Raw genomic sequence first — 20,690 nt, forward strand, 5'->3', positions numbered from 1 at the left:
CGGGGCCTTCGACAGGCTCAGGCTGAGCGGAGGTGGTTAGCCCCATGCACGTCTTTCTGACCGGAGCGACCGGGCTGGTCGGCGGAGCGCTGGCGGGAGCATTGCTCGATGCCGGGCACCGTGTCACCGCGCTGGTGCGGGGCGATGGGCGCGACGTGCTCGACATGGACGGTCGCGACCGGATCGGCGAAACGACCGCTCTGTCAGGCGATGTCTCGGAGCAGGGCTTCGGGATGGCCGCGCCGCCCACAGACATTGACCTGCTGATCCATTGCGCCGCTACGGTCGATTTTGCCGCTAGCAATACGGTGCACGAGGCCGTGAACATCGGCGGAACTGCACATGCCATCGCCCTGGCACAGGGATGGGGTTGCCCGCTCCTGCACGTCTCCACCGCCTATGTCTGCGGCCGCGCCGACGGCGTGATCGGCGAGGCCCGGGCCGACCCGCAAGCAAGCTTTACCAACGGCTATGAGGCCAGCAAGGCGCGCGCCGAAATTCTGGTGGAAGCCGCGCGCGCCGATGGGCTGGTTGCCGTGATCGCCCGTCCCGCCATCATCGTCGGACGCCTGAGCGATGGCGCGATTGCGCGGATCGACGGCTTCCACCACCTGTTCCGCCTGTTCGGATCGCCGCTGCTGGGCGATGTGCCCGCCGTACCGCAAGCAGCGTTCGCAATCGTGCCGATCTGCCATGTCGTCGCCGGACTGATGGCGCTGGTTGGGGATATGGCCGCGTTTGACGGCGCGCGGGTGCATCTGGTCGGGGCAGAACCATTCGCAATGGCGGACATGCTGCGGATCGTCGCGGATTATCCCGGCACCGTGCCTGCGCGCATGATCGCCCCCGCCGCCTATGATCCGGCGGTGCTGGATCGCCGCACCGGGATGGTCCATCGGCGGATCGGACCGCAATTCTTCGACTATTTCCTGCGCAGCCCGCGCTTTGCGGGGGATAGCTTGCAGCGGATCGCAGGGATGGACGCGCCGATCATCGACGAGGCGGCTTTCCGCCGGATGATCGACCATTGCGTGAAGGTCGGGTTTCTGGACTGGCGGTAGGGCCTCACGTCCCTCGACGCAGTTCATCCTGAGCGGCTGGCCTGCCAGCCAGCCGAAGGGCTCGGGACAAACGGGGATAGTCGGGAACACCGGCTCTTCCACACCTTCCGAGTTCCCGAGCGAAGTCGAGGGACGTCTGCGCCAACCTTCGCCCCTTGCGCTCCGCCTTTGCTTTCAACATGATGCGTCCATATTCACCCAAGGGGCCGTATCCATGAAGCATATCCTCCTCGCCACGCTCGCTCTCGCCCTGCCCTCTGCCGCGCTGGCGGGCGAGGCCGAAGACGCCGCTACCGCGCAGACACTCCAATCGATCGATGCCCGCTATGACGAGACTGCAAAGGTCGCACGGCAGATCTGGGAATGGGCCGAGGTCGGCTACAAGGAAGAGCGGTCGAGCGCGCTGCTGCAGGAGCGGCTGAAGACCGCAGGCTTCAAGGTGACACCAGACGTTGCGGGCATCCCCACCGCATTCGTCGCCGAATATGGCAGCGGCGGGCCTGTCATCGCAATCCTGGCGGAATATGACGCGCTGCCCGGCATCAATCAGGACGCGCTGCCGACGCGGGCGCAACTTCCCGGCAAGGGCGCGGCGCATGCTTGCGGCCACAATCTGTTCGCGGCGGGATCGCTGGGCGCGGCGCTGGCGGTGCGCGATTGGCTCAAGGCCACCGGCACCCCGGGCCGGGTGCGGCTGTATGGCACCCCGGCGGAGGAAGGCGGCAGCGGCAAGGTCTATCTGGTGCGCGAAGGCCTGTTCAAGGATGTCGATTTCTCGATCCACTGGCATGCCGATGACGAGAACAGCGCGGCGGCGCGCACCAGCCTCGCCAACCGCTCGGCCAAGTTCCGCTTCACCGGCGTTTCCGCGCATGCCGCTGGCGCGCCAGAACGCGCACGCTCCGCGCTCGACGGGGTCGAGGCGATGAACATGATGGCCAACATGATGCGCGAGCACGTGCCGCAGCAGACGCGCATGCATTATGTCATCACCGAAGGCGGCAGCGCGCCCAATGTCGTGCCTGATTTCGCCGAGGTCTTCTATTATGTCCGTCATCCCGATGCCGACGAGGTGCGCCGCATCTGGACCCGGCTGGAGGCGGCAGCACAGGGAGCGGCGCAGGGCACCGGCACCAAGGTCGAATGGGAGATCATCCACGGCAACAACCCGCTGCTGGTCAACGAGCCGCTGGCCAAGATGATGGACATGAAGCTCCGCCAGGTGGGCGGCATCAGCTATACGGCAGACGAGACGAAGTTCGCCGAGGGTATCCGACAGAGCTTCGACAAGCCCGACCTTCCCTTGGGCAGCCAGAGCGAAGTGCAGCCTTATGATGTCACGCTGGGCTATGGCTCGACCGATGTCGGCGACGTCTCCTACGCCACCCCCACGGTCGGCCTGCGCGCGGCGACATGGGTTCCGGGAACGTCATCGCACAGCTGGCAGTCTGCAGCGGCAAGCGGCATGACCATCGGCTTCAAGGGCGCCCAGGTCGCGGCGAAAGCGATGACGCTGGCGGCGATCGAGCTCTACACCAACCCGGCATTGCGTGATGAAGCGACGGCGGCGTTCAAGACAGCGCTGGGTCCGGATTATACCTATCAGTCGCTGCTGGGGGATCGCAAACCGCCGCTGGATTACCGGGATTGAGGCTCAGCGGTTCATTCACCGGAGAGCGTCGGTTTGCGCCTGTCGTGGACATCGGCGACTTATTGGGCACTGGCACGAACTACTGCAGCCTGACCTAGGATCACGACGGTGCCAGCTTTGACGTTCTTTCGAGCAAAGGCGGTGTGTCTTTAAGCGGTCCCGTTACCGGTGCCAGACTAACCACCCCCGCTCATCCTGAGCCGCGGGCGACAAGCCCGCGAAGTCGAAGGACCCGCGCCCACGCTGGCCGAATAGCGGGGCCTTCGACAGGCTCAGGCTGAGCGGATGTGGGTGGCTGCTATGGAGCCGTTCTAAAAAAACCTGCCGTTCAGGAAGCGACCCCATAGTCGACATTACATTAATCGCCGCTCAGAATCTGGCTTGCCGCATAAATCGCGATCAGCTCTTCCGGTTTCGCTTGCGTAGCGACATGGAGGATCATAGTTCGTTGCAGTTCGACATAGGGATGAAACGCACAGTTCCCGGCGAACCATAGCGCTTCCGACATTGGTTCATCGGAATGCCACGTCGTCATGACGAACTTTTCATCCGGTATGTGGCCGTAATTAAAGGTTTCAAGGACCGCCCAATCAACCGCGTCATGCCACTTTTCGCACTCGGCCCCCCAGGCGATTGCATACAGGCAACCGCCTTCTACCAACCATTGGGCGATGCTGTTGCGCCAGTCGTCGATCACCGTGGTCTCGGAGACAATGACTGCCCGAAGCGGCCCGATGGGTAGCTGTGGTGGAGTCTCGTTTGGAGGCAGATGCACGTATTCCGGTCCCATGCGCTCAGCTTAGGGGAACGGTTCCAATCGGCAATCCCTTGTCCGCAAACCACCCAGAAATCGTCATTCGTGCCGAGTAAAGTCAATGCCGGAAGCGGAGGTTGCAAAAACTCGAGAAGACAGAGGTTTCTGAATGCAACGCTCCTGCAGCGCGCTCGCGAGCGCCGGAATCCAGAGCGGCTGCAACACCATATCGCACCTGGGCTCCGGCTTTCGCCGGAGAACAGGAGGCCGCTTCAGCTGAAATTCGCAGCCCGCTTCTGCATGAACGCGAAGACCGCTTCCATCTGGTTGGGCGTGCGGATAATGTCTTCCTGCAGCTCGCTTTCCTCCATCAGGATCGCGTCGGTGTCCATGTCCGGGGTGCGGTTGAACAGGTCCTTGGCGGCCCGGATGGCGTCGGGGTTCTTGCCTGCGATCTCGGTGGCGATGGCCATCGCGCGCGCGTGCGGATCGGCATCGATATGCGTGGCAAAGCCGACCCGCCCCGCCTCCTCGCCGCTGAACTCGCGGTTGGTATAGGTGAGCTCGCGCAGTGCATCCTCACGCACGGTGCCGCGCCAGAGCGCATAGCCGCCCATATCGGGGATCAGCCCCCAACGCATCTCCATGATCGACAACCGCGCATCGGGCGCGATGATGCGCATGCACGCGCCGGACATGATCTGTAAGCCCCCGCCGAAGCACACGCCGTGCACCGCAGCGATCACCGGCATCGGCAGCTTGCGCCAGCCGAACGCGACCTGCTGGAACTTGTTGGCATTGCCGTAGGTACGATCGGTGAGCTTCGACGGAGCCGAACCGTCGCCGCCCCCGGCAGGCGCGGTGAAGCTCGCCATGTCGAGCCCCGCGCAGAACGAGCGCCCCTCGCCCGAAAGCACGACCGCGCGCACGCCCGGTTCCTTTTCCAGCCGGTCGATCGCGCCGATAATACCGTCGAACATCGCCGGATCGAGCGCATTCATCTTGTCCGGGCGGTTGAGCCGCACATCGGCGACGTGGTTTTCGATTGTGATGCTGACCCGGTCGTTCATGAAACTGCCTCTCCGTTGAGCCTTAATGCCTGCTCCACCAGCGGGAGCTGATCGTTGCCGAAATACATATCGGTGCCATGCACGAAAATCGAGGGCGAACCATAGCCGCCGCGCGCCACCAGCCGCTCGGTATTGGCGCGCAGGCGGTCCTTGACCGGCTGGCTGCTGGCCGCCGCGACTAGAGCCGCGCCGTCCATCCCGATCGCTTCCGCGACCGCAGCCACCTCTGCCGGATCGTCAAGATTGCGCTGCTCGACGAAATAGGCGTGGAAGGCGGCTTCGGCGAAGCGTTCGAGCGCAGCCTGATCATCCTCCAGCGCGCAGCAGGCGCGCATGGCGTTGACACTCTTCAATGGATGCCAGGGCGCGGGGAATTTGAGCTCCACGCCCGCCAGCCGTGCCCAGTCGCGCATCACCTTGCCCATATGGCGGAACTTGGGGCTGTCCATGGCCTCGCGCGCGGCATAGACCGACGGGTTGACCGCATTGAACACACCGCCGACCAGGATCGGCGTCCAGCGGATTGTCGCGCCATGGCGCGCCGCCAGCGGGCGGATGTTGTGGAATGCGAGATAGGTCCAGGGGCTGGAGAGGTCGAAGCAGAATTCGATGGCGTGGGTCATTTCGTAGCTCGCCGATCAAGAGAGTGGAAGATATTCGTCATTCCCGCGAACGCGGGAATCCCGCTTGTCCGGATGCCTGTGAAGAAAGCGGGACCCCCGCCTTTGCGGGGGTGACGAGAGGGCAAGAAGGTCACGACTTTATCCCGAATAATGTCTCGCGCACCTTCTCATCGGCCTGCGGGTTGCGGTTGATCGCGTTCTTCATCACCGCAAGCCCCGCCTGCAGCGCCGGACGCGCGCGGCACAGCGCATACCAGCGCTTGATGTTCGGATAATCATCGAGCGTGATCTCCTGGCGCTTGTGCGTCATGATCCACGGGAAGATCGCCATGTCGGCGATCGTATATTCCGCCCCGGCGACATAGTCCGCCTCGCCCAGCCGCCGGTCGAGCACGCCGTAAAGCCGCGCGGTCTCGCGTTCGTAGCGGTCGATGGCATAAGGCAGTTTCTCGGGCGCATAGAGCTTGAAATGGCCGTTCTGGCCGAGCATCGGCCCCAGCCCGCCCATCTGCCACATCAACCACTGCATCACGCTGTACCGCCCGCGCAGATCGCTCGGCATGAACTGCCCCGATTTTTCCGCGAGATAGAGCAGGATGGCGCCGGTCTCGAACACGCTCACCGGCTCGCCGCCGTCAGTGGGGGCGTGATCGACGATTGCCGGGATCCGGTTGTTCGGACTGATCTTCAGGAACTCCGGCGCAAACTGCTCGCCTGCGCCGATATTGACCGGGCGGACGGTATAGGGCAGCCCGCATTCCTCCAGCATGATCGATATCTTCCACCCATTGGGTGTCGGGGCAAAATACAGATCGATCACGGCCTCTCCTCACGCAGATTCGCATTGCGTCTTGCAACCGACCATAATCAATGTGCACCGCCTGTCACCCCTCAGATACCGGCAGTCAGACCAGTCGATAACCACCGTGCCGAACCGTTTCGATTTCGGCGCTTCCCTCCAGCACAGAAAGGCTGCGGCGCAGCTTGCAGATATGCACTTCGACGCTGTTGGTGCCTGGATCGAAGGCGGTTCTCCACACCGCCCGCAACAGGTCATCGCGGCTGACGACCGAACCGAACTGCCGCGCCAGTGCCAGCAGCAGGTCGAACTCGCGCGGCATCAGCGCCAACGCCATGCCCTGCCATCGCGCCTGTCGCAGGCCGACATCGAATTCGAACCCTGCCAGCCGCACCAGTCCTTGCTGGGCGGCGTGCAATCGGTCTGCGGCCCTGAGCCGGGCAGCGAGTTCGCCAGGTGCGATGCGCGCGCAAAGGGCATCGGCCGCGCCGGCGTCGATCAGACTGGCCCGCCCGAAGGCCGCGCGGACACCGACGAACAGCAACGGCGCCGAACGCGCGGACAATTCGGCTGCCCACAGACGCGCGTGCTTCCGATCCCGGGCGTCGCAAACCACCCGCCGGTGGCGGACCATGGCGGGATCTCTGGAATAGGGCTGGGTATCGACGCCGAAACGCGTCAGCATCAGCGCAAGCCGCTCCAGGCTCGCGCTATCGGACCCCGCCAGCAACCAGCGCGAGTCCTCGGTATTTTGGCTGTGCGGCGCACCGCCCGGGGCAGGATTGGAAACTTGCTTCATGGCTTGTCCTCCGGCGCACGAGACCGTGTGCCGGAGAACATTAAAGCGCGTTCATTGCATCTGTTTGAGCGCAGTCGCCTCCGAAACGGAGGGTTGCCGGCCCGGGTTCAGGAGCCGACCGCCTGGCCCGGCGTGTTGACGCCCATGCTGGCGAGATAGCGCTTAACGTTGCGCGCCGCCTGGCGCAGGCGCTGCTCGTTCTCGACCATCGCGATGCGGACATAGCCCTCGCCGTCCTCGCCATAGCCGACGCCCGGCGCCACCGCGACCTTGGCGTGCTGCAGCAGCTGCTTGGAAAATTCGAGGCTTCCCATATGCTTGAGCGCAGGCGGCAACGGGGCCCAGGCGAACATCGAGGCGCGCGGGGCGGGAATGTCCCACCCTGCCCGGCCGAACGCATCGATCATCACGTCGCGGCGCTTGTGATAAAGCTCGCGGTTCTTCTGGACGATATCCTGCGGGCCGTTGAGCGCCGCGCAGGCCGCCGCCTGGATCGGCGTGAATGCTCCATAATCGAGATAGCTCTTCACCCGGGTCAGTGCGGCGATCAGCTGGCGGTTGCCCACGGCAAAGCCCATGCGCCATCCGGCCATCGAATAGGTCTTGGACATCGAGGTGAATTCGATCGCCACGTCCTTGGCGCCGGGCACCTGCAGGATCGAGGGCGTCGGGCAGCCATCGTAATAGAGTTCGCTATAGGCAAGGTCGGACAGGACCCAGACCTTGTTCTCCTTCGCCCAGGCGACCAGCCGCTCGTAGAACGCCAGGTCGACCACCTCTGCGGTGGGGTTGGACGGATAGCCGACCACCAGCACCGAAGGCCGCGGCACGGTGAACGCCATCGCGCGGTCGAGCGAGCGCCAGTAATTCTCGTCCGGCGTGGTCGGCACTGAACGGATCGTCGCGCCGGCGATGATGAAGCCGAAAGTGTGGATCGGATAGCTGGGATTGGGCGCGAGCACGACATCGCCCGGCGCGGTGATCGCGGTGGCGAGGCTCGACAGGCCTTCCTTCGAGCCCATGGTCACCACCACCTCGGTCTCCGGGTCCAGCTCGACATTGAAGCGGCGCGCGTAATAGTTCGCCTGGGCGCGGCGCAGGCCGGGAATGCCCTTGGATTGGCTGTAACCATGCGCATCGGGCTTCATCGCGACTTCGCACAGCTTTTCGATGACGTGCGGCGGCGGCGGCAGGTCGGGATTGCCCATGCCGAGATCGATAATGTCCTCTCCGGCCGCTCGCGCCGCGGCCCGCATCGCATTGACTTCAGCGATCACATAGGGCGGCAGGCGTTTGATGCGGTAGAATTCGTCGGACATAAGGATTTCGCTTTTCAGTTCTCCGTGAATGGAGCGGCATCCTTGACCTATGTGCGCGCGCGTGTCGAGCAAAAGCGGGCAGAATCGATCCTCCCCGATACGGGGAGGTGGATCGCCGAAGGCGAGACGGAGGGGAAGCGAGATCACGCCGCACGTCCAGACGCTTCCCCTCCACCATCCTGCGGATGGTCCCCCTCCCCGTTTCGGGGAGGACTTAGAAGGACTTATCTTTGCGTGTCGTGGCTGCTAGTAAACCCGAAAGCATCGACAACGAGAGGCCGCCATGTCCGCCGAGAACGACTTCACCCCGCCGGGCCTGCCCACGCTGGAAGAGATGCAGCACTGGACCTGGGTGTTCGGCCGCGCGCAGCAGATGATGCTGGAACACGCCGCGACCATGGCGCAGCAGATGGCGCAGAAGGACCTGCCCCAGCTCGCCGATCCGCAGGCGTTCCAGGCGAAGCTCCCCGCCTGGATGGGATCGATGCCGCAGGCGATGCTCGATGCGCAGGCCGATATGTGGCGCGACGGCATGACCTTGTGGCAGGGCTTTATCGGCGCGATCACCCCGCCTGCCCTGATCGCCGAGCATGAGGGCGGCCCGCCCGCGACCCCGGCGCAGGTGCCGGAACTGCGCAGCGACCGCCGCTTCGCCGCGCGCCAGTGGCACGACAACCCGGTCTATGCGCTGATCCAGCAAAGCTATCTCATGGTCAGCGAACAGATGCTGCGCGTCGCAGACCGGCTGGAAGGGCTGGAACCCAAGCAGAAGGAAAAGCTGCGCTTTGCCCTGAAGGGCATGATCGACGCATCGAGCCCCGCCAATTTCGCGCTCACCAACCCGCTGGTCATGGAAAAGCTGGTCGAGAGCAAGGGCGAGAACCTGTTGAAGGGCCTCGACCACATGCTGTCCGACATGCGCAAGGGCCAGCTCACCCATACCGACCCCGATGCCTTCGAGCTCGGCCGCAATATCGCGGTGACGCCGGGCAAGGTGGTGTACGAAAGCCCGCTGTTCCAGCTGATCCAGTATGCCCCCGCGACCGAGGAGGTGGTGGAAACACCGCTGGTCATCCTCCCGCCCTGGATCAACCGCTTCTACATTCTCGATCTCAACCCGCAGAAAAGCTTCGTCAAATGGGCGACCGAACAGGGCATCACCGTGTTCATGGTCTCGTGGAAGTCCGCCGACGAGAGCATGGCCGAGGTGATCTGGGACGATTACGTCAAGGCGCAGATCGAGGCGATCGATACCGTGCGCGACCTGCTCGAGGTGCCGAGCGTCCACACCATCGGCTATTGCGTCGCGGGCACCACGCTGGCCGCCACGCTGGCGCTGCTGGCGAAGCGCGGCGAGGCCGATCGGGTCAAGTCGGTCACCTTCTTCACCGCGCAGGTCGATTTCGAAAAAGCGGGCGACCTCACCCTGTTCGTCGATGACGAGCAGCTCGCGCTGATCGAGCAGCTCGGCAGCGCGGGCTATCTCGACGGGCGCTACATGGCCGCGACATTCAACCTGCTGCGCGGGCGCGACCTCATCTGGAACTATGTGATCAACAACTATCTGCTCGGCGAGGATTATCCCCCGTTCGATCTGCTGCACTGGAATGGCGACACCACCAACCTGCCCGCCAAATGGCACCAGTCGTATCTGAAGGACCTGTATCGCGACAACCGGCTGGTCCGCCCCGGATCGATCGTGATCGACGGCACGCCCATCGACCTGAGGCTCATCGAGACCCCGGCCTATATCCAGGCAGGCAAGGAAGACCATATCGCGCCGCTGGAGAGCGTGTGGCGGCTGAACGAGCAGCTTTCCGGCCCCACCCGCTTCGTGCTGGCAGGATCGGGCCATATCGCGGGCGTGGTCAACCCGCCCTCGATGCAGAAATACCAGTACTGGACCAACGACGCGCCCGCGAACAGCCTCGAGCATTTCGTCGCAGGGGCGAAGGAGACGAAGGGCAGCTGGTGGCCCGACTGGATCGACTGGCTGAAGGCGCATGGCTCCAAAACAGTCAAGGCCAAGGGCGCGCGCGTGCCCGGCAAGGGCAAGCTGAAAGCCATCGAGGATGCGCCGGGCCGTTACGTCAAAGCGCGCTGATCCGATTGCGCGTGCGGCGCAAAGAGGCTATGGAAAAGGCCATGGCCGCGAAGGCCTGAACCTGCTGGCCTAAGCAGATTTGCACTTTTGTGCAGTGCAACATTTTCCTTGACGTCAAGCCCGGCGATCACTATTGTGCAGTGCAGCATGAAGCAGCACGAGAGTGATATTCCAATGTCCGATCAAAGCAAAACGCCCGCCGTCGGGGACGCCGGCAAGGCCTATGCCGCTGCCGCGAGTGCGAAAGCGGAAGCCGCCTCGGCGGCTCCCAAGGCCGAACCTGCCAAGGCTGCCGACCCTGTGGTCGCGCCGAAGGTCGCCCCGGCTGCGGCACATGCCGTAACCCCGGCGCCCGTGGCGGCGAAGCCTGCCCCCGTGGCCAAGGCGGTGGCTGCCAAGCCCGTCGTCAAGGCCCCGGAACCAGAGATGGCCAAGCCTGCCGCCAAATCGGCAAAGCCCAAGACCACGCCCAAGAAGTCCGCAGTCAAAGCATCACCGGTCGCCGCAAAGGCCGCCGCACCCGCAATCGAGAAGGAATCGAAGATCATGACCACCGCAGAAACCATCACCACCGAAACCAAGAAGGCCGCCGAAGCCATGACCGAGCGCCTGAAGAGCCTGATGGGTGACATGTCGACCCGCGCCAAGACCGCCTATGAAAAGGGCACGGAAATGGTTTCGCAGGCCAGCGAGTTCAACAAGGGCAATGTCGAAGCCCTGGTCGAATCGGGCAAGATCGCTGCCAAGGGCGCGCAGGAAATGGGCCAGGCCTATGCCGAAGACGCCAAGAAGGGCTTTGAAGAGCTGACCGCGGCGCTCAAGGAAATGACCACCGTCAAGTCGCCGACCGAGTTCATCGAGCTGCAGACCAAGCTGGTCAAGAAGAGCTTCGACACCGCCGTCGCCCAGACCTCGAAGAACAGCGAAGCGTTCATCAAGCTGGCCGGCGACGTGTTCCAGCCGATCTCGAACCGCGTCAGCGTCGCAGTCGACAGCTTCAAGAAGGCCGCGTAACCCTTACGCCCCTTCCCACTGGGAAATCAGAAAGCCGCTCCGGGCAACCGGGGCGGCTTTTTTGTGTGCTATTGTTCAACACACCGCTGAGTGTTAGATTTGAGTTATTGGCGTGTTTAAGAAAAGTGGCTATAGTTCAAGCAGAAGCTCTATTTTCTACGCAGGGAGGATGGCGCCTTTGCTCGTCAAGCGCGCTACGCCATTTACCGTCCAACACATATTGCCCGCCCATTCGTCGAGCTAATCGGTCGGCAGTACGAGAAACTTCGTCTATGACATCCAGAGTGCGTTGATCTCTGTCAGTCATTTTTCGTCTCCCTTTTTCCGTCGGGTTTTGGATGCCTGAAACCCATGAAATTTTCCAGCCGAAAATCACGAAAGGAACAGAATGTCAGACGAGCCGAACGCAATTTCGCACCCGGAGCTGGTGTTTGGCATTGCTGGCCCAATCGGGATTGATATTGACGCAATCTCGCAAACACTCACAGCCGCATTACAATCAGTCGATTACCTCACCGTGCCCATCCGCATCACCGCAGAGATCGACGAAGAGATCACCGACGTTATCAGACCCGAGAGCGCCGATTACGAATCGGTGATGTCATACAAGATGGACCACGCAAGCGCGGTATGCCGTCGGTATCAATCAGCTGACACACTGATGCGATTTGCAATGCGAGCTATCCGGCAGCACAGGGCATCACTCGGTAGCCCGAATCAATCAGATGAACAGCCCGACCAGATTCCCCCAGAGGATCGGGTAGCAGCCAAAACTGCTTATTTGATTCGACAATTAAAACGACCTGAAGAAGTCGATCTCATGCGTAAAGTTTATGGGCGACAATTCGTCCTTATCTCTGCTTATGGATCCGCCGATCAGCGAAAGCGTATTATCGAGCAAAAATTGAAAAGATCGCTTCAGCTTGATGTACCTGAACATGAAATCAGTGCAAAGGCTGACAAGCTCATACATCGAGATATGAATGAAGACGGAGACGTTCATGGCCAGCATTTGCGTGAAACTTTTCATCGTGCGGATGTTTTTATCGATGGAATAAATAAGAAGGAAATGGAAGATAAAACTGTTCGCTTTATCGAAGCTTTATTTGGCAAATCAGATATAGCTCCTACAAAATCAGAGTATGGAATGTACGCGGCAAAATCTGCCTCCCTGCGTTCAAGCGACCTATCCCGACAAGTAGGCGCGGCCATTTTCACTCACGATGGAGAACTAATCACCCAAGGTTGCAACGAGGTCCCCAAAGCCTTTGGAGGAACCTATTGGGATGGCGAAGAACCTGATTTTCGTGACATAAAAATGGGACACGATCCGAACGATATCTTGAAGCGCGAAGTTATTCGTGATCTCCTAGAAAGGCTACTCCGAGGCGGTATGCTCTCTGAGGAAGCTAAAAATATTGGATCCTCTTCTGATATTGTGGACCGACTCACCCAAAAACGTGGCGCTGATCCAAAAACCGGTGAAGGTGCGTTACATGGTGCCCAGATCACTGATCTGACCGAATATGGCCGCGTCGTCCACGCTGAGATGTGCGCCATCTGCGATGCCGCTCGACTTGGTCGATCAATAAAAGGGGGGACACTTTATTGCACCACTTTTCCATGCCACAATTGCACAAAGCATATACTCGCATCAGGTATATCAAAAGTCATCTATATGGAACCATATCCAAAAAGTAAGGCCAAAGAACTTCACGAGAATGAAATAGAGATCGAAAACGAAAGCAGCGAACGCGTATCTTATTTACCATTTCTGGGAATATCACCGTACCGATACAGAGACATATTCCAAAAAGGCCGCAGAAAAAAGGATGGAATTGCTGTGGAATGGTATGCGAACGTCCCAAGACCGATGATTGACGTTCCCGTCCCAACTTATGTCGATCTTGAAAAATGGGAATACGGATTACTGCTCGGCCAATTCCAATCCATATCACCATAGTGGCTAAATAAAAATCAAATCAGCTCCACCTCAATAATTTCCCCGCCCCGGACCCTCTGACGTACTGGGGCATGCCACGCCCGATTCTCGGAGGGCCTTATGCGTATCTGTTCGTACATCCCATCATCGGTTAAGCGGGGCGGAGAATGCGGGGACATGGCCTCGCGCCTGGCTGGCCTATCTCACCGGGCCTTCGTGGCGCACCGGTAAATGATTTGTTGAGAACACCCACGCTACACACCATCGCAACCTCCAGCGGAGATGGTGCTTGGAATTCTCGCTCGATCCGATGCGGTTATGGGAGCTGCGATCCTTCCAGGTGATCGTCGGCACGGCGGCGGTCACGCTGCTGGTCGCGCTGGTCGGCGGATATCGGGCGTGGGTGTCGCGCAAGGCGCTGGCCAATAGCGGGGTCAGCGTGCTGTTCTGGCTGACCAACCTGCTGCTGCTGCCCTGGCTGGCGCTGGCGACTGCCGGCTTCCTCATGGCCTATGAGGCGCTCGGCCTGCCGGGCCTGCCGTCCTCGGTCTGGCAGGATGTGCCGTTCCCGCTGCTGGTGGTCATCGCCTTTGTCGCCAAGGAATTCTGGCTCTACTGGTCGCATCGCTGGCTGCACAGCCGCTGGGGCTGGCCGATCCACGCCATTCACCATAGCGACACGCATGTGAACGGCCTCACCCAGTGGCGCATCCATCTGCTCGAGGCGGTGGTGATGCGGCTGTTCGCACTGGGGATGATCGGCTGGATGGGCCTGCCACCCGCAGCCGCCGCAGCCAGCACGCTCGCGGTGCTGATCCATTCGGCCTATGTCCATTCGCCGCTGGACTGGGACCATGGCCCCTTGCGCATGGTCATTGCCAGCCCGCGCTTCCACCGCTGGCACCATCTCGATGCCGAGCCTGCCTATAACACCAATCTGGCCAATGCCTTGCCGATCTACGACTGGATGTTCGGCACCTATCGCGCGCCGCACGTGATCGATGCGCCCATGGGCGCCAGGAGCGCGGGCGTACCCGATACCGATTTCGTCGCGCTGTGGATGTACCCGTTCCGCGAGTGGGCGCGGATGATCGGGGAGATGGCGGGGGTGCGGCCACCTTCGCCAGAAAAGCCCCCCGCTAGCCCGGAAGGGGCGTGACCAGGGGTCGGCGGCCCCTACCGGAATTTTGATCCACCTCAATGATCGCACCCTGCCCCTCCCGCATGCTCTGACATGACGGGGCATCTCCCCCGAGTCTCCGGAGGGGCCCCATGCGTATCCTGTTCGTGCATCCCAATTATCGTTCGGGCGGGGCTGAGATTGCGGGGACATGGCCTCCCGCCTGGGTGGCCTATCTCACCGGGCCGCTGCGGCGCGCCGGCTTTGACGACATCCATTTCATCGACGCGATGACCGAAGGGGTGTCGGATGACGATCTCGCCGCACGCATGGCAGCGCTTCAGCCCGATCTCGTCGGCACCACCGCGATCACGCCCAGCATCTATGCGGCCGAGCGCGTGCTGGAGATCGCCGCGCTCACCGTGCCGCACGCGGTGCGCGTGCTGGGCGGGGTGCATGCGACCTTCATGTACAAGCAGGTGCTGGTAGAAGCGCCGCATATCGATGTCATTGTCCGCGGCGAGGGCGAGAATATCGCGGTCGAGCTGTTCGGCGCGATCCAGCGCGGGCGCTATCTCGAGGAGCGCGGCGAGATCGCGGGCCTCGCGTACCGGGAGGGCGATGCGATCGTCGCGACCAGGGCGGCCGAGACGATCAAGGACATGGACAGCCTGAAGCCCGATTGGGACATTCTCGACTGGAAGCAATATACCTATATCCCGCTCGGCACGCGCGTCGCCATCCCCAATCTGGCGCGCGGCTGTCCGTTCACCTGCAGCTTCTGTTCGCAATGGAAATTCTGGCGCGATTATCGCGTGCGCGATCCCAAGAAGGTCGTCGACGAGATTGAGGAGCTACACGAGAAGCACGGCGTCGGCTTCTTCATCCTCGCCGACGAGGAGCCGACGATCAACCGCAAGAAATTCATCGAATTCTGCCAGGAGCTGATCGATCGCGGCCTGCCGGACAAGGTGAAATGGGGCATCAACACCCGCGTCACCGATATCTATCGCGACAAGGAGCTGCTCAAATTCTATCGCTCCGCAGGGCTCGTGCATGTGAGCCTCGGCACCGAGGCGGCGGCGCAGATGCGGCTCGACCTGTTCAACAAGGAAACCAAGGTCGAGGAGAACAAGACCGCGATCCGCCTGCTGCGCGAGGCCGATATCTTCGTCGAGGCGCAGTTCATCGTGGGCCTCGAGAACGAGACGGCCGAGACGCTCGAGGAAAGCTGGCGCATGGCCTGGGACTGGCAGCCGGACCTCGCCAACTGGTCGATGTACACGCCCTGGCCGTTCACCCCGCTGTTCGAGGAGCTGAAGGACAAGGTCGAGGTCCATGATTTCAGCAAGTACAATTTCGTCACCCCGATCATGAAACCCGCAGCGATGGAGCGCGGCGAGCTGCTCGACCGCGTGATGGCCAATTACCGCCGATTCTACATGCGCAAGGCCCTGTTCCATTATCCCTGGCGCGGCACCGGTTTCCGGCGGCGCTATCTGCTGGGCTGCCTCTATGCGTTCCTGCGCGCGGGCTTCCGCCGCACCTTCTATGATCTGGGCAAGGCGGGCTATTGGGGGCCGCAGACCGCGAAGAGCGTCGACTTCCATTTCGACGAGAAGCGCATCGCGGTCGAGAATGCCGCGACCGACTGGGAAACGGCGGCGGACCGCGCCGCGCGTGCCGGGGAACGCCGCGCTGCCGTCCGCGCGCAGATGAAGGAGCGCGCAAGGGATCGCATCGAGCTGAGTGCAGCGCCGAAGGGCGAGTGAGGTGGCTGACGCTCCCTCGCGCGCTGGCAGTGTGCAGGCGCACACGGGCGCGCTGATCGGTCCCAATGCCGTGCTGCAACTGGCATGGGCGATGGAGGGCACGATCGGCGCAGACGCGGCGCGCGAGGTCCTGGAGGTGGCGGGCATCGACGCGCTCCCCTCGGGCGAGACGATGATCGCGGAAGCCGAGGCGCTGCGCCTGCATCAGGCGCTGGCGATACTGCACCCGGACGCGGCGGAGCAGATCGCCGAGGCGGCAGCAATCGGCACGGCGGACTATATCATCGCCCACCGCATCCCGCGCCTTGCCGCGATGGCCTTGCGCTGGCTCCCCGCCCCCCTCGCCGCGCGGCTGCTGATGCGTGCCATCGAGCGGCACGCCTGGACGTTCGTAGGCGCAGGGCATTTCACCGTCACCGGGCCATGGCATTTCATCATCGACCGGTCCCGCTCAGGCGATGCGACCGACCCGCCCGACACCCTGTTCCTATGGTATGCGCACGTTTTCGCGCGGCTCTATTCGCGGCTGGTGCGCGCGCGGTCAGGCTGCACCGGTGCCGCGCCCGATCCGCGCTATCCCTCGCGCTGGCACTATCGCATCGCGCCGGTCACAACTGGCGCAGCGCCCGCGCGGGCCGCGCCGCCAGCACGGGGAGCGATCCGGCAATCCCCAGCCCCAGCGTCAGCAGCGCGCCTCCACCCAGAGTCATCAGCACCACCGGCCAGTCGGGTGCCCAGTTGAAGCTGAAGATCTGGGTGATGACATACCAGGCAGCGGTCAGCCCCAGCGCGAGCGCGACCAGCGCCAGCAGCGCGGCGAGCAGGCCATATTCGAGCGCCTGGGCCGACAGGATCTGCCTTCGCGTCGCGCCCAGCGTCTTCAGGATCACGCTGTCATAGATGCGCGCCTGACGGCTGGCGGCGATCGCGCCGATCAGCACCGCGATGCCGGAGAGGATCGCGATCGACCCGGCGGCGGCAATGGCGGTGGCGACCTGCGTCAGGATCGTCGTCACCTGGCCGATCACGTCGCGCACCTCGATCACCGAGCTTGAGGCGAACCCGGCGAGCACCGCCTTGCTGACGGCGCGCTCCTTGACGTCCGCGTCCGCCATGCCCTTGAGCGAGACCGTCGCGGCGAGGTTGTGCGGCGCATCGCGCAGCGTGTTGGGGCTGAACACCATAGTGTAGTTGAAACCCATCGTGTCCCAGTTGATCTGGCGAAGCGAGGCGATCTTCGCGGTGAATTCGCGCCCCAGCAGGCTGACGGTCAGGCTGTCGCCGACCTTCAGATCGAGGATTCGCGCCATCTCGCGATCGACCGAGACCAACGGCGGTCCGTCATAGCCTTTCGGCCACCATTTGCCCTCGACCAGTTCGCTCCCCTCCGGCAGGGTTTCGGCGTAGGTCAGCCCCCGCTCGCCACGCAGCACCCAGGCGTTCTCCGGAATGTCCTTGAGATCGGCGACGCGGATGTCCTTGTAGCCGGTAATCGTCCCGCGCAGCGAGGGCACCGCGTTGACCTTCGCCCCGGGTGCGGCCTGCTCGACCGTCCGGCGGAACTCCTCGCCCCGCGCCACCGGCACGTCGAGCACGAACAGGTTTGGCGCTTCCTTGGGCACAGTGCGGGTGATCTCGTTGGTCAGGCTGGTCTGGATGCCCGCAAGGATCACGAACAGGGTGAGGCCCAGCCCCAGTGCCACCACGAGCTGCCCGGTCTGCGCGCCCGGACGGTGGAGGTTGGCGAGCGCCAGCCGCAGCAACGGAGCCTTGGGACGCGGCAGGCGCGCGGCGGCCCAGCGGATCGCCCAGCCTATGCCGGCGAGCATCAGCAGCACGCCGGTCGCCGCCGCCATGAACCAGGCGGAGAACACCGCCTCGCGCGCGGTCACCAGCGCCAGCGTGACGATGCCTGCAATGCCCACGCCGACCGCGATCAGCGTCGCACGATCGGGCCAGCGATTGCCCTCGATCAGCGATCGGAACAGCCCTGCTGCGGGCACATGCCGCGCGCGCGCCAGCGGCGGCAGCGCGAAGATGAACGCGATCAGCAGGCCATAGGCAGCGCTCACCGCCAGCGGTAGCGGATGGATCGCAAAGCCCGGCTTGACCGGCAGCACATCGCCCGCCGCTGCGATGATCGCAGGCGGGATCAGCGCGCCCGCGACAAGCCCGCCCAATATGGCGAGCGCCGACACCGCGAGGATCTGCACGAGGTATATCCTCAATATGTCGCCCGAACCCGCGCCCAGAATCTTGAGCGTGGCGATGCCCTGGCGCTTGGTGGCGAGATACGATGCCACGCCATTGCCGACGCCGATGCCTGCAATCACGAGGGCCGCGAGCCCCACCAGCGACAGGAACTGGCCCATGCGTTCGATGAAGCGCGCCGTCCCCGGTGCGCCCCGTTCGCGGTCGCGCAGTTCCAGGCCTGCTTCGGGAAACTCTGCCTTCAACCGCTCGATCGATTGCGCCGGATCGGCCAGCGGGCCGACCTTCACACGGTATTTCGCTTCATACATGCTGCCCGGCTGGATCAGCCCGGTGCGCTGAATGCCGAGGTCGGACACGAGCGCGACCGGGCCGAGCGTGAAGCCCTCACCCAGCCTGTCGGGTTCGTCGACGATGATGCCGCTGATCGTGAATTCGGCCTCTCCAAAGCGGATCCTGTCGCCGGGCTTGAGGTCGAGCCGGTCGGCCAGCCCTGCACCGATCACGGCGCTAGCAGGATCGAGGGGGCCGTATGTGCCCGATTGCAGCGTCAGCGTGCCATAAAGCGGATAATCATAGTCCACGCCCTTCAACTCGGCCAGGATCGCATCGGGACCGGTCCCCTGCGCGCGCGGGCCGGTTCGCTGTGCCATGGCCTGCATGCGTACCGTTTCTGAGACCAGCCCGTCGCGCTCGAACGCGGCGAGCTCGGCCTCGGTCGCCATGCGTTGCGACATGGTCACCTCGAAATCGCCGCCCAGAATGACCTGCCCACGCTGCGACAGCTCGCCGGTGATCGAGGCGGTGAGGCTGCCGATCGTCGCCAGCGTCGCCACGCCCAGGAACAGGCAGATGATCAGCAGCCTGAGGCCGCGAAACCGTCCCGACAGGTCACGTCGCGCGATGCGCCATATCTGCGCCCAGGTCATGCGCCAGCGCCACCCGCACGATCGGCGACGATCAGCCCGTCGCGCATCTCGATCACGCGGTCGCAATGCGTCGCGAGCGACGGATCGTGGGTGATAATCAACAGCGTCGCCCCGCTCGCGCGCTGTCGGCTAAACAGCAGGTCGATGATCGCTTCACCGGTCGCGCCGTCGAGATTGCCCGTCGGCTCGTCGGCAAAGATGATCTCCGGCCCCGGTGCCATGGCGCGCGCGATGGCGACGCGCTGCTGCTCACCGCCCGAAAGCTGGCTGGGATAATGGGTGACGCGGTGGCCAAGCCCCACTGCCTCGAGCTCGCGCTGCGCGGTGCCGAAGGGATCGGCAATCCCGGCCAGCTCCAGCGGCACGGCGACATTTTCCAGCGCGGTCATCGTCGGCAGCAGGTGAAAGGCCTGCAATACGATGCCGATGCGGCCGCGCCGCGCGCGCGCCAGGCCATCCTCGTCCATCGGCCCGAAATCCACTCCGCCCACGCGCACCTCGCCGCTGCTCGCACGCTCCAGCCCGGACAGGATCGCCATCAGCGAGGATTTGCCCGATCCCGAAGGGCCCAACAGCGCCACCGACTGACCCAGCGGGATTTCCAGATCGATGCCCTTCAGAATCTGCGTCTGATGGCCTGCCTCGCCCAGCGAGAGGGTGACATTGCGGGCGGCGATAGCAATATGGGGGGCAATTTGCGGCCGCGTGAGCGTATCGTGCATGAAATGAAAGGGCTTTCGCTTTGGGACGGAACAGCATTCTATATGGGGCGGCTTTGTTGCTTGTCCATTGCACCACGGCCTGCACGCAGCCGTCGGACGAAGCGACCAAGCCGCCGGTCGAAAAGGGACAGGAAACCGGCGCCGAAAAGCCGGGGCGCAATCCGCTCAATGCCGATACGCGTCTGGTCATGGCCTTCGGTGACAGCCTATACGCCGGCTATAACGTCAAGCAGGACGAAAGCTTCCCTTCGCAGCTCGAAAAAGCCTTGTCCGCCAAGGGCATGAATGTGCAGGTCCATAACGCCGGCGTCTCTGGCGATACCACCGCCGCAGGATTGCAGCGCCTCGCCTTCGCGCTCGACGGGCTGCCGCGCAAGCCCGATCTCGTCATTCTGGGCCTGGGCGGCAACGACATGCTGCGCGGGATCAGCCCCGACCAGACCGAAAGCAATCTGGAAGCGATGCTGCAGGAATTGCAGAAGCGCGACATTCCCGTGGTGCTCACCGGCATGATCGCTGCGCCCAATCTGGGCCAGGACTATGCGCGCAAGTTCAACCCCATCTATGCGAAGCTCGCCGAGAAATATGATGCCGAGCTGTACCCGTTCTTCCTGGATGGCGTCATCACCGACAAGGCGCTGATGCTGCCCGATGGCATCCACCCCAACCCCAAGGGCATCGCCAAGGTGGTGGCGGGGATCGACGACATCGTAGCCGATGAATTGAAGGGCTGAGCCGATAGCGTCAGATTGGCGACACATCGCAGACAACCTGGCGACAGTTTGACGTAGACCAGCACC

General features: G+C 63.1%; 16 protein-coding genes and 1 pseudogene. 9 read left to right on the forward strand and 8 right to left on the reverse strand.

Annotated elements, in window-relative coordinates; translation table 11 throughout:
* Positions 1-44: 44 nt before the first annotated feature.
* Together C7451_RS03380 and C7451_RS03385 are read left to right on the forward strand one after the other, a co-directional pair.
* On the forward strand, positions 45-1,061 hold the full coding sequence (locus C7451_RS03380) for an SDR family oxidoreductase (protein ID WP_110297570.1): 1,017 nt from the start codon (positions 45-47) through the stop codon (positions 1,059-1,061).
* 214 nt (positions 1,062-1,275) lie between these two features.
* Positions 1,276-2,712, forward strand: a complete 1,437-nt coding sequence (locus tag C7451_RS03385) for an amidohydrolase (protein ID WP_110297571.1) — start codon at positions 1,276-1,278, stop codon at positions 2,710-2,712.
* Positions 2,713-3,070: 358 nt separating this feature from the next.
* Here the strand turns inward: C7451_RS03385 and C7451_RS03390 are convergent, their stop codons facing one another.
* From C7451_RS03390 to C7451_RS03415, 6 genes are all read right to left on the reverse strand, one after another.
* Positions 3,071-3,502 (reverse strand): DUF7684 family protein, encoded by a 432-nt coding sequence (locus C7451_RS03390; protein ID WP_110297572.1) that lies wholly within the window; start codon positions 3,500-3,502, stop codon positions 3,071-3,073.
* A 236-nt stretch (positions 3,503-3,738) separates the two neighbouring features.
* Positions 3,739-4,536 carry a crotonase/enoyl-CoA hydratase family protein gene (locus C7451_RS03395; RefSeq protein WP_110297573.1) on the reverse strand — a complete coding sequence of 266 codons (798 nt, stop codon included), beginning with the start codon at positions 4,534-4,536 and terminating at the stop codon, positions 3,739-3,741.
* Entirely contained in the window at positions 4,533-5,159 is a 627-nt protein-coding gene (locus C7451_RS03400) for a 2-hydroxychromene-2-carboxylate isomerase (protein WP_110297574.1), read from the reverse strand. Before C7451_RS03400 ends, C7451_RS03395 begins: the two co-directional genes overlap by 4 nt.
* 130 nt (positions 5,160-5,289) lie before the next feature.
* Complete coding sequence (locus tag C7451_RS03405; protein WP_110297575.1) at positions 5,290-5,979, reverse strand: glutathione binding-like protein; 690 nt, start codon at positions 5,977-5,979, stop codon at positions 5,290-5,292.
* A gap of 85 nt (positions 5,980-6,064) precedes the next feature.
* Positions 6,065-6,757: a winged helix-turn-helix domain-containing protein gene (locus tag C7451_RS03410; protein WP_244181551.1), complete on the reverse strand. Its 693-nt coding sequence runs from the start codon at positions 6,755-6,757 to the stop codon at positions 6,065-6,067.
* Positions 6,758-6,864: 107 nt separating this feature from the next.
* Positions 6,865-8,076: an LL-diaminopimelate aminotransferase gene (locus C7451_RS03415; protein ID WP_060980279.1), complete on the reverse strand. Its 1,212-nt coding sequence runs from the start codon at positions 8,074-8,076 to the stop codon at positions 6,865-6,867.
* 283 nt (positions 8,077-8,359) lie between these two features.
* Between C7451_RS03415 and C7451_RS03420 the strand changes: the two genes are divergently transcribed.
* From C7451_RS03420 to bchJ, 6 genes and pseudogenes are all read left to right on the forward strand, one after another.
* Positions 8,360-10,180 (forward strand): PHA/PHB synthase family protein, encoded by a 1,821-nt coding sequence (locus C7451_RS03420; RefSeq protein WP_110297576.1) that lies wholly within the window; start codon positions 8,360-8,362, stop codon positions 10,178-10,180.
* Between the two features lie 174 nt (positions 10,181-10,354).
* Positions 10,355-11,194, forward strand: a complete 840-nt coding sequence (locus C7451_RS03425; protein WP_167398411.1) for a phasin family protein — start codon at positions 10,355-10,357, stop codon at positions 11,192-11,194.
* A 388-nt stretch (positions 11,195-11,582) separates the two neighbouring features.
* Positions 11,583-13,157 (forward strand): anti-phage dCTP deaminase, encoded by a 1,575-nt coding sequence (locus tag C7451_RS03430; RefSeq protein ID WP_244181552.1) that lies wholly within the window; start codon positions 11,583-11,585, stop codon positions 13,155-13,157.
* 268 nt (positions 13,158-13,425) lie between these two features.
* Positions 13,426-14,295, forward strand: a complete 870-nt coding sequence (locus tag C7451_RS03435) for a sterol desaturase family protein (protein ID WP_110297578.1) — start codon at positions 13,426-13,428, stop codon at positions 14,293-14,295.
* A 113-nt stretch (positions 14,296-14,408) separates the two neighbouring features.
* Positions 14,409-16,028 (forward strand): magnesium-protoporphyrin IX monomethyl ester anaerobic oxidative cyclase, encoded by a 1,620-nt coding sequence (gene bchE / locus C7451_RS03440; protein ID WP_110297579.1) that lies wholly within the window; start codon positions 14,409-14,411, stop codon positions 16,026-16,028.
* 31 nt (positions 16,029-16,059) lie between these two features.
* Positions 16,060-16,557: pseudogene (gene bchJ, locus C7451_RS20175) on the forward strand (bacteriochlorophyll 4-vinyl reductase); the annotation flags it as partial.
* A gap of 79 nt (positions 16,558-16,636) precedes the next feature.
* On the opposite strand, the gene C7451_RS03450 reads toward bchJ, so the two are convergent.
* Both C7451_RS03450 and C7451_RS03455 read right to left on the reverse strand, forming a co-directional pair.
* Entirely contained in the window at positions 16,637-19,168 is a 2,532-nt protein-coding gene (locus C7451_RS03450) for an ABC transporter permease (RefSeq protein WP_110297581.1), read from the reverse strand.
* Entirely contained in the window at positions 19,165-19,890 is a 726-nt protein-coding gene (locus tag C7451_RS03455) for an ABC transporter ATP-binding protein (RefSeq protein WP_110297582.1), read from the reverse strand. The genes C7451_RS03450 and C7451_RS03455 overlap by 4 nt, the downstream gene beginning before the upstream one ends.
* A 53-nt stretch (positions 19,891-19,943) precedes the next feature.
* Between C7451_RS03455 and C7451_RS03460 the strand changes: the two genes are divergently transcribed.
* Positions 19,944-20,624, forward strand: a complete 681-nt coding sequence (locus tag C7451_RS03460) for an arylesterase (RefSeq protein WP_110297583.1) — start codon at positions 19,944-19,946, stop codon at positions 20,622-20,624.
* The last annotated feature ends 66 nt before the right edge of the window (positions 20,625-20,690 follow it).

This window comes from Blastomonas natatoria, assembly GCF_003201955.1.
GTDB lineage: Bacteria > Pseudomonadota > Alphaproteobacteria > Sphingomonadales > Sphingomonadaceae > Blastomonas > Blastomonas natatoria.

What these genes read in the sequence shown, in the direction of transcription:
- C7451_RS03380 (WP_110297570.1), top strand. Translation starts at nt 45, where the DNA reads ATGCACGTCTTTCTGACCGGAGCGACCGGGCTGGTCGGCGGAGCGCTG.
- C7451_RS03385 (WP_110297571.1), top strand. Translation starts at nt 1,276, where the DNA reads ATGAAGCATATCCTCCTCGCCACGCTCGCTCTCGCCCTGCCCTCTGCC.
- C7451_RS03390 (WP_110297572.1), bottom strand. Translation starts at nt 3,502, where the DNA reads ATGGGACCGGAATACGTGCATCTGCCTCCAAACGAGACTCCACCACAG.
- C7451_RS03395 (WP_110297573.1), bottom strand. Translation starts at nt 4,536, where the DNA reads ATGAACGACCGGGTCAGCATCACAATCGAAAACCACGTCGCCGATGTG.
- C7451_RS03400 (WP_110297574.1), bottom strand. Translation starts at nt 5,159, where the DNA reads ATGACCCACGCCATCGAATTCTGCTTCGACCTCTCCAGCCCCTGGACC.
- C7451_RS03410 (WP_244181551.1), bottom strand. Translation starts at nt 6,757, where the DNA reads ATGAAGCAAGTTTCCAATCCTGCCCCGGGCGGTGCGCCGCACAGCCAA.
- C7451_RS03415 (WP_060980279.1), bottom strand. Translation starts at nt 8,076, where the DNA reads ATGTCCGACGAATTCTACCGCATCAAACGCCTGCCGCCCTATGTGATC.
- C7451_RS03420 (WP_110297576.1), top strand. Translation starts at nt 8,360, where the DNA reads ATGTCCGCCGAGAACGACTTCACCCCGCCGGGCCTGCCCACGCTGGAA.
- C7451_RS03425 (WP_167398411.1), top strand. Translation starts at nt 10,355, where the DNA reads ATGTCCGATCAAAGCAAAACGCCCGCCGTCGGGGACGCCGGCAAGGCC.
- C7451_RS03430 (WP_244181552.1), top strand. Translation starts at nt 11,583, where the DNA reads ATGTCAGACGAGCCGAACGCAATTTCGCACCCGGAGCTGGTGTTTGGC.
- bchE (WP_110297579.1), top strand. Translation starts at nt 14,409, where the DNA reads ATGCGTATCCTGTTCGTGCATCCCAATTATCGTTCGGGCGGGGCTGAG.
- C7451_RS03450 (WP_110297581.1), bottom strand. Translation starts at nt 19,168, where the DNA reads ATGACCTGGGCGCAGATATGGCGCATCGCGCGACGTGACCTGTCGGGA.
- C7451_RS03455 (WP_110297582.1), bottom strand. Translation starts at nt 19,890, where the DNA reads ATGCACGATACGCTCACGCGGCCGCAAATTGCCCCCCATATTGCTATC.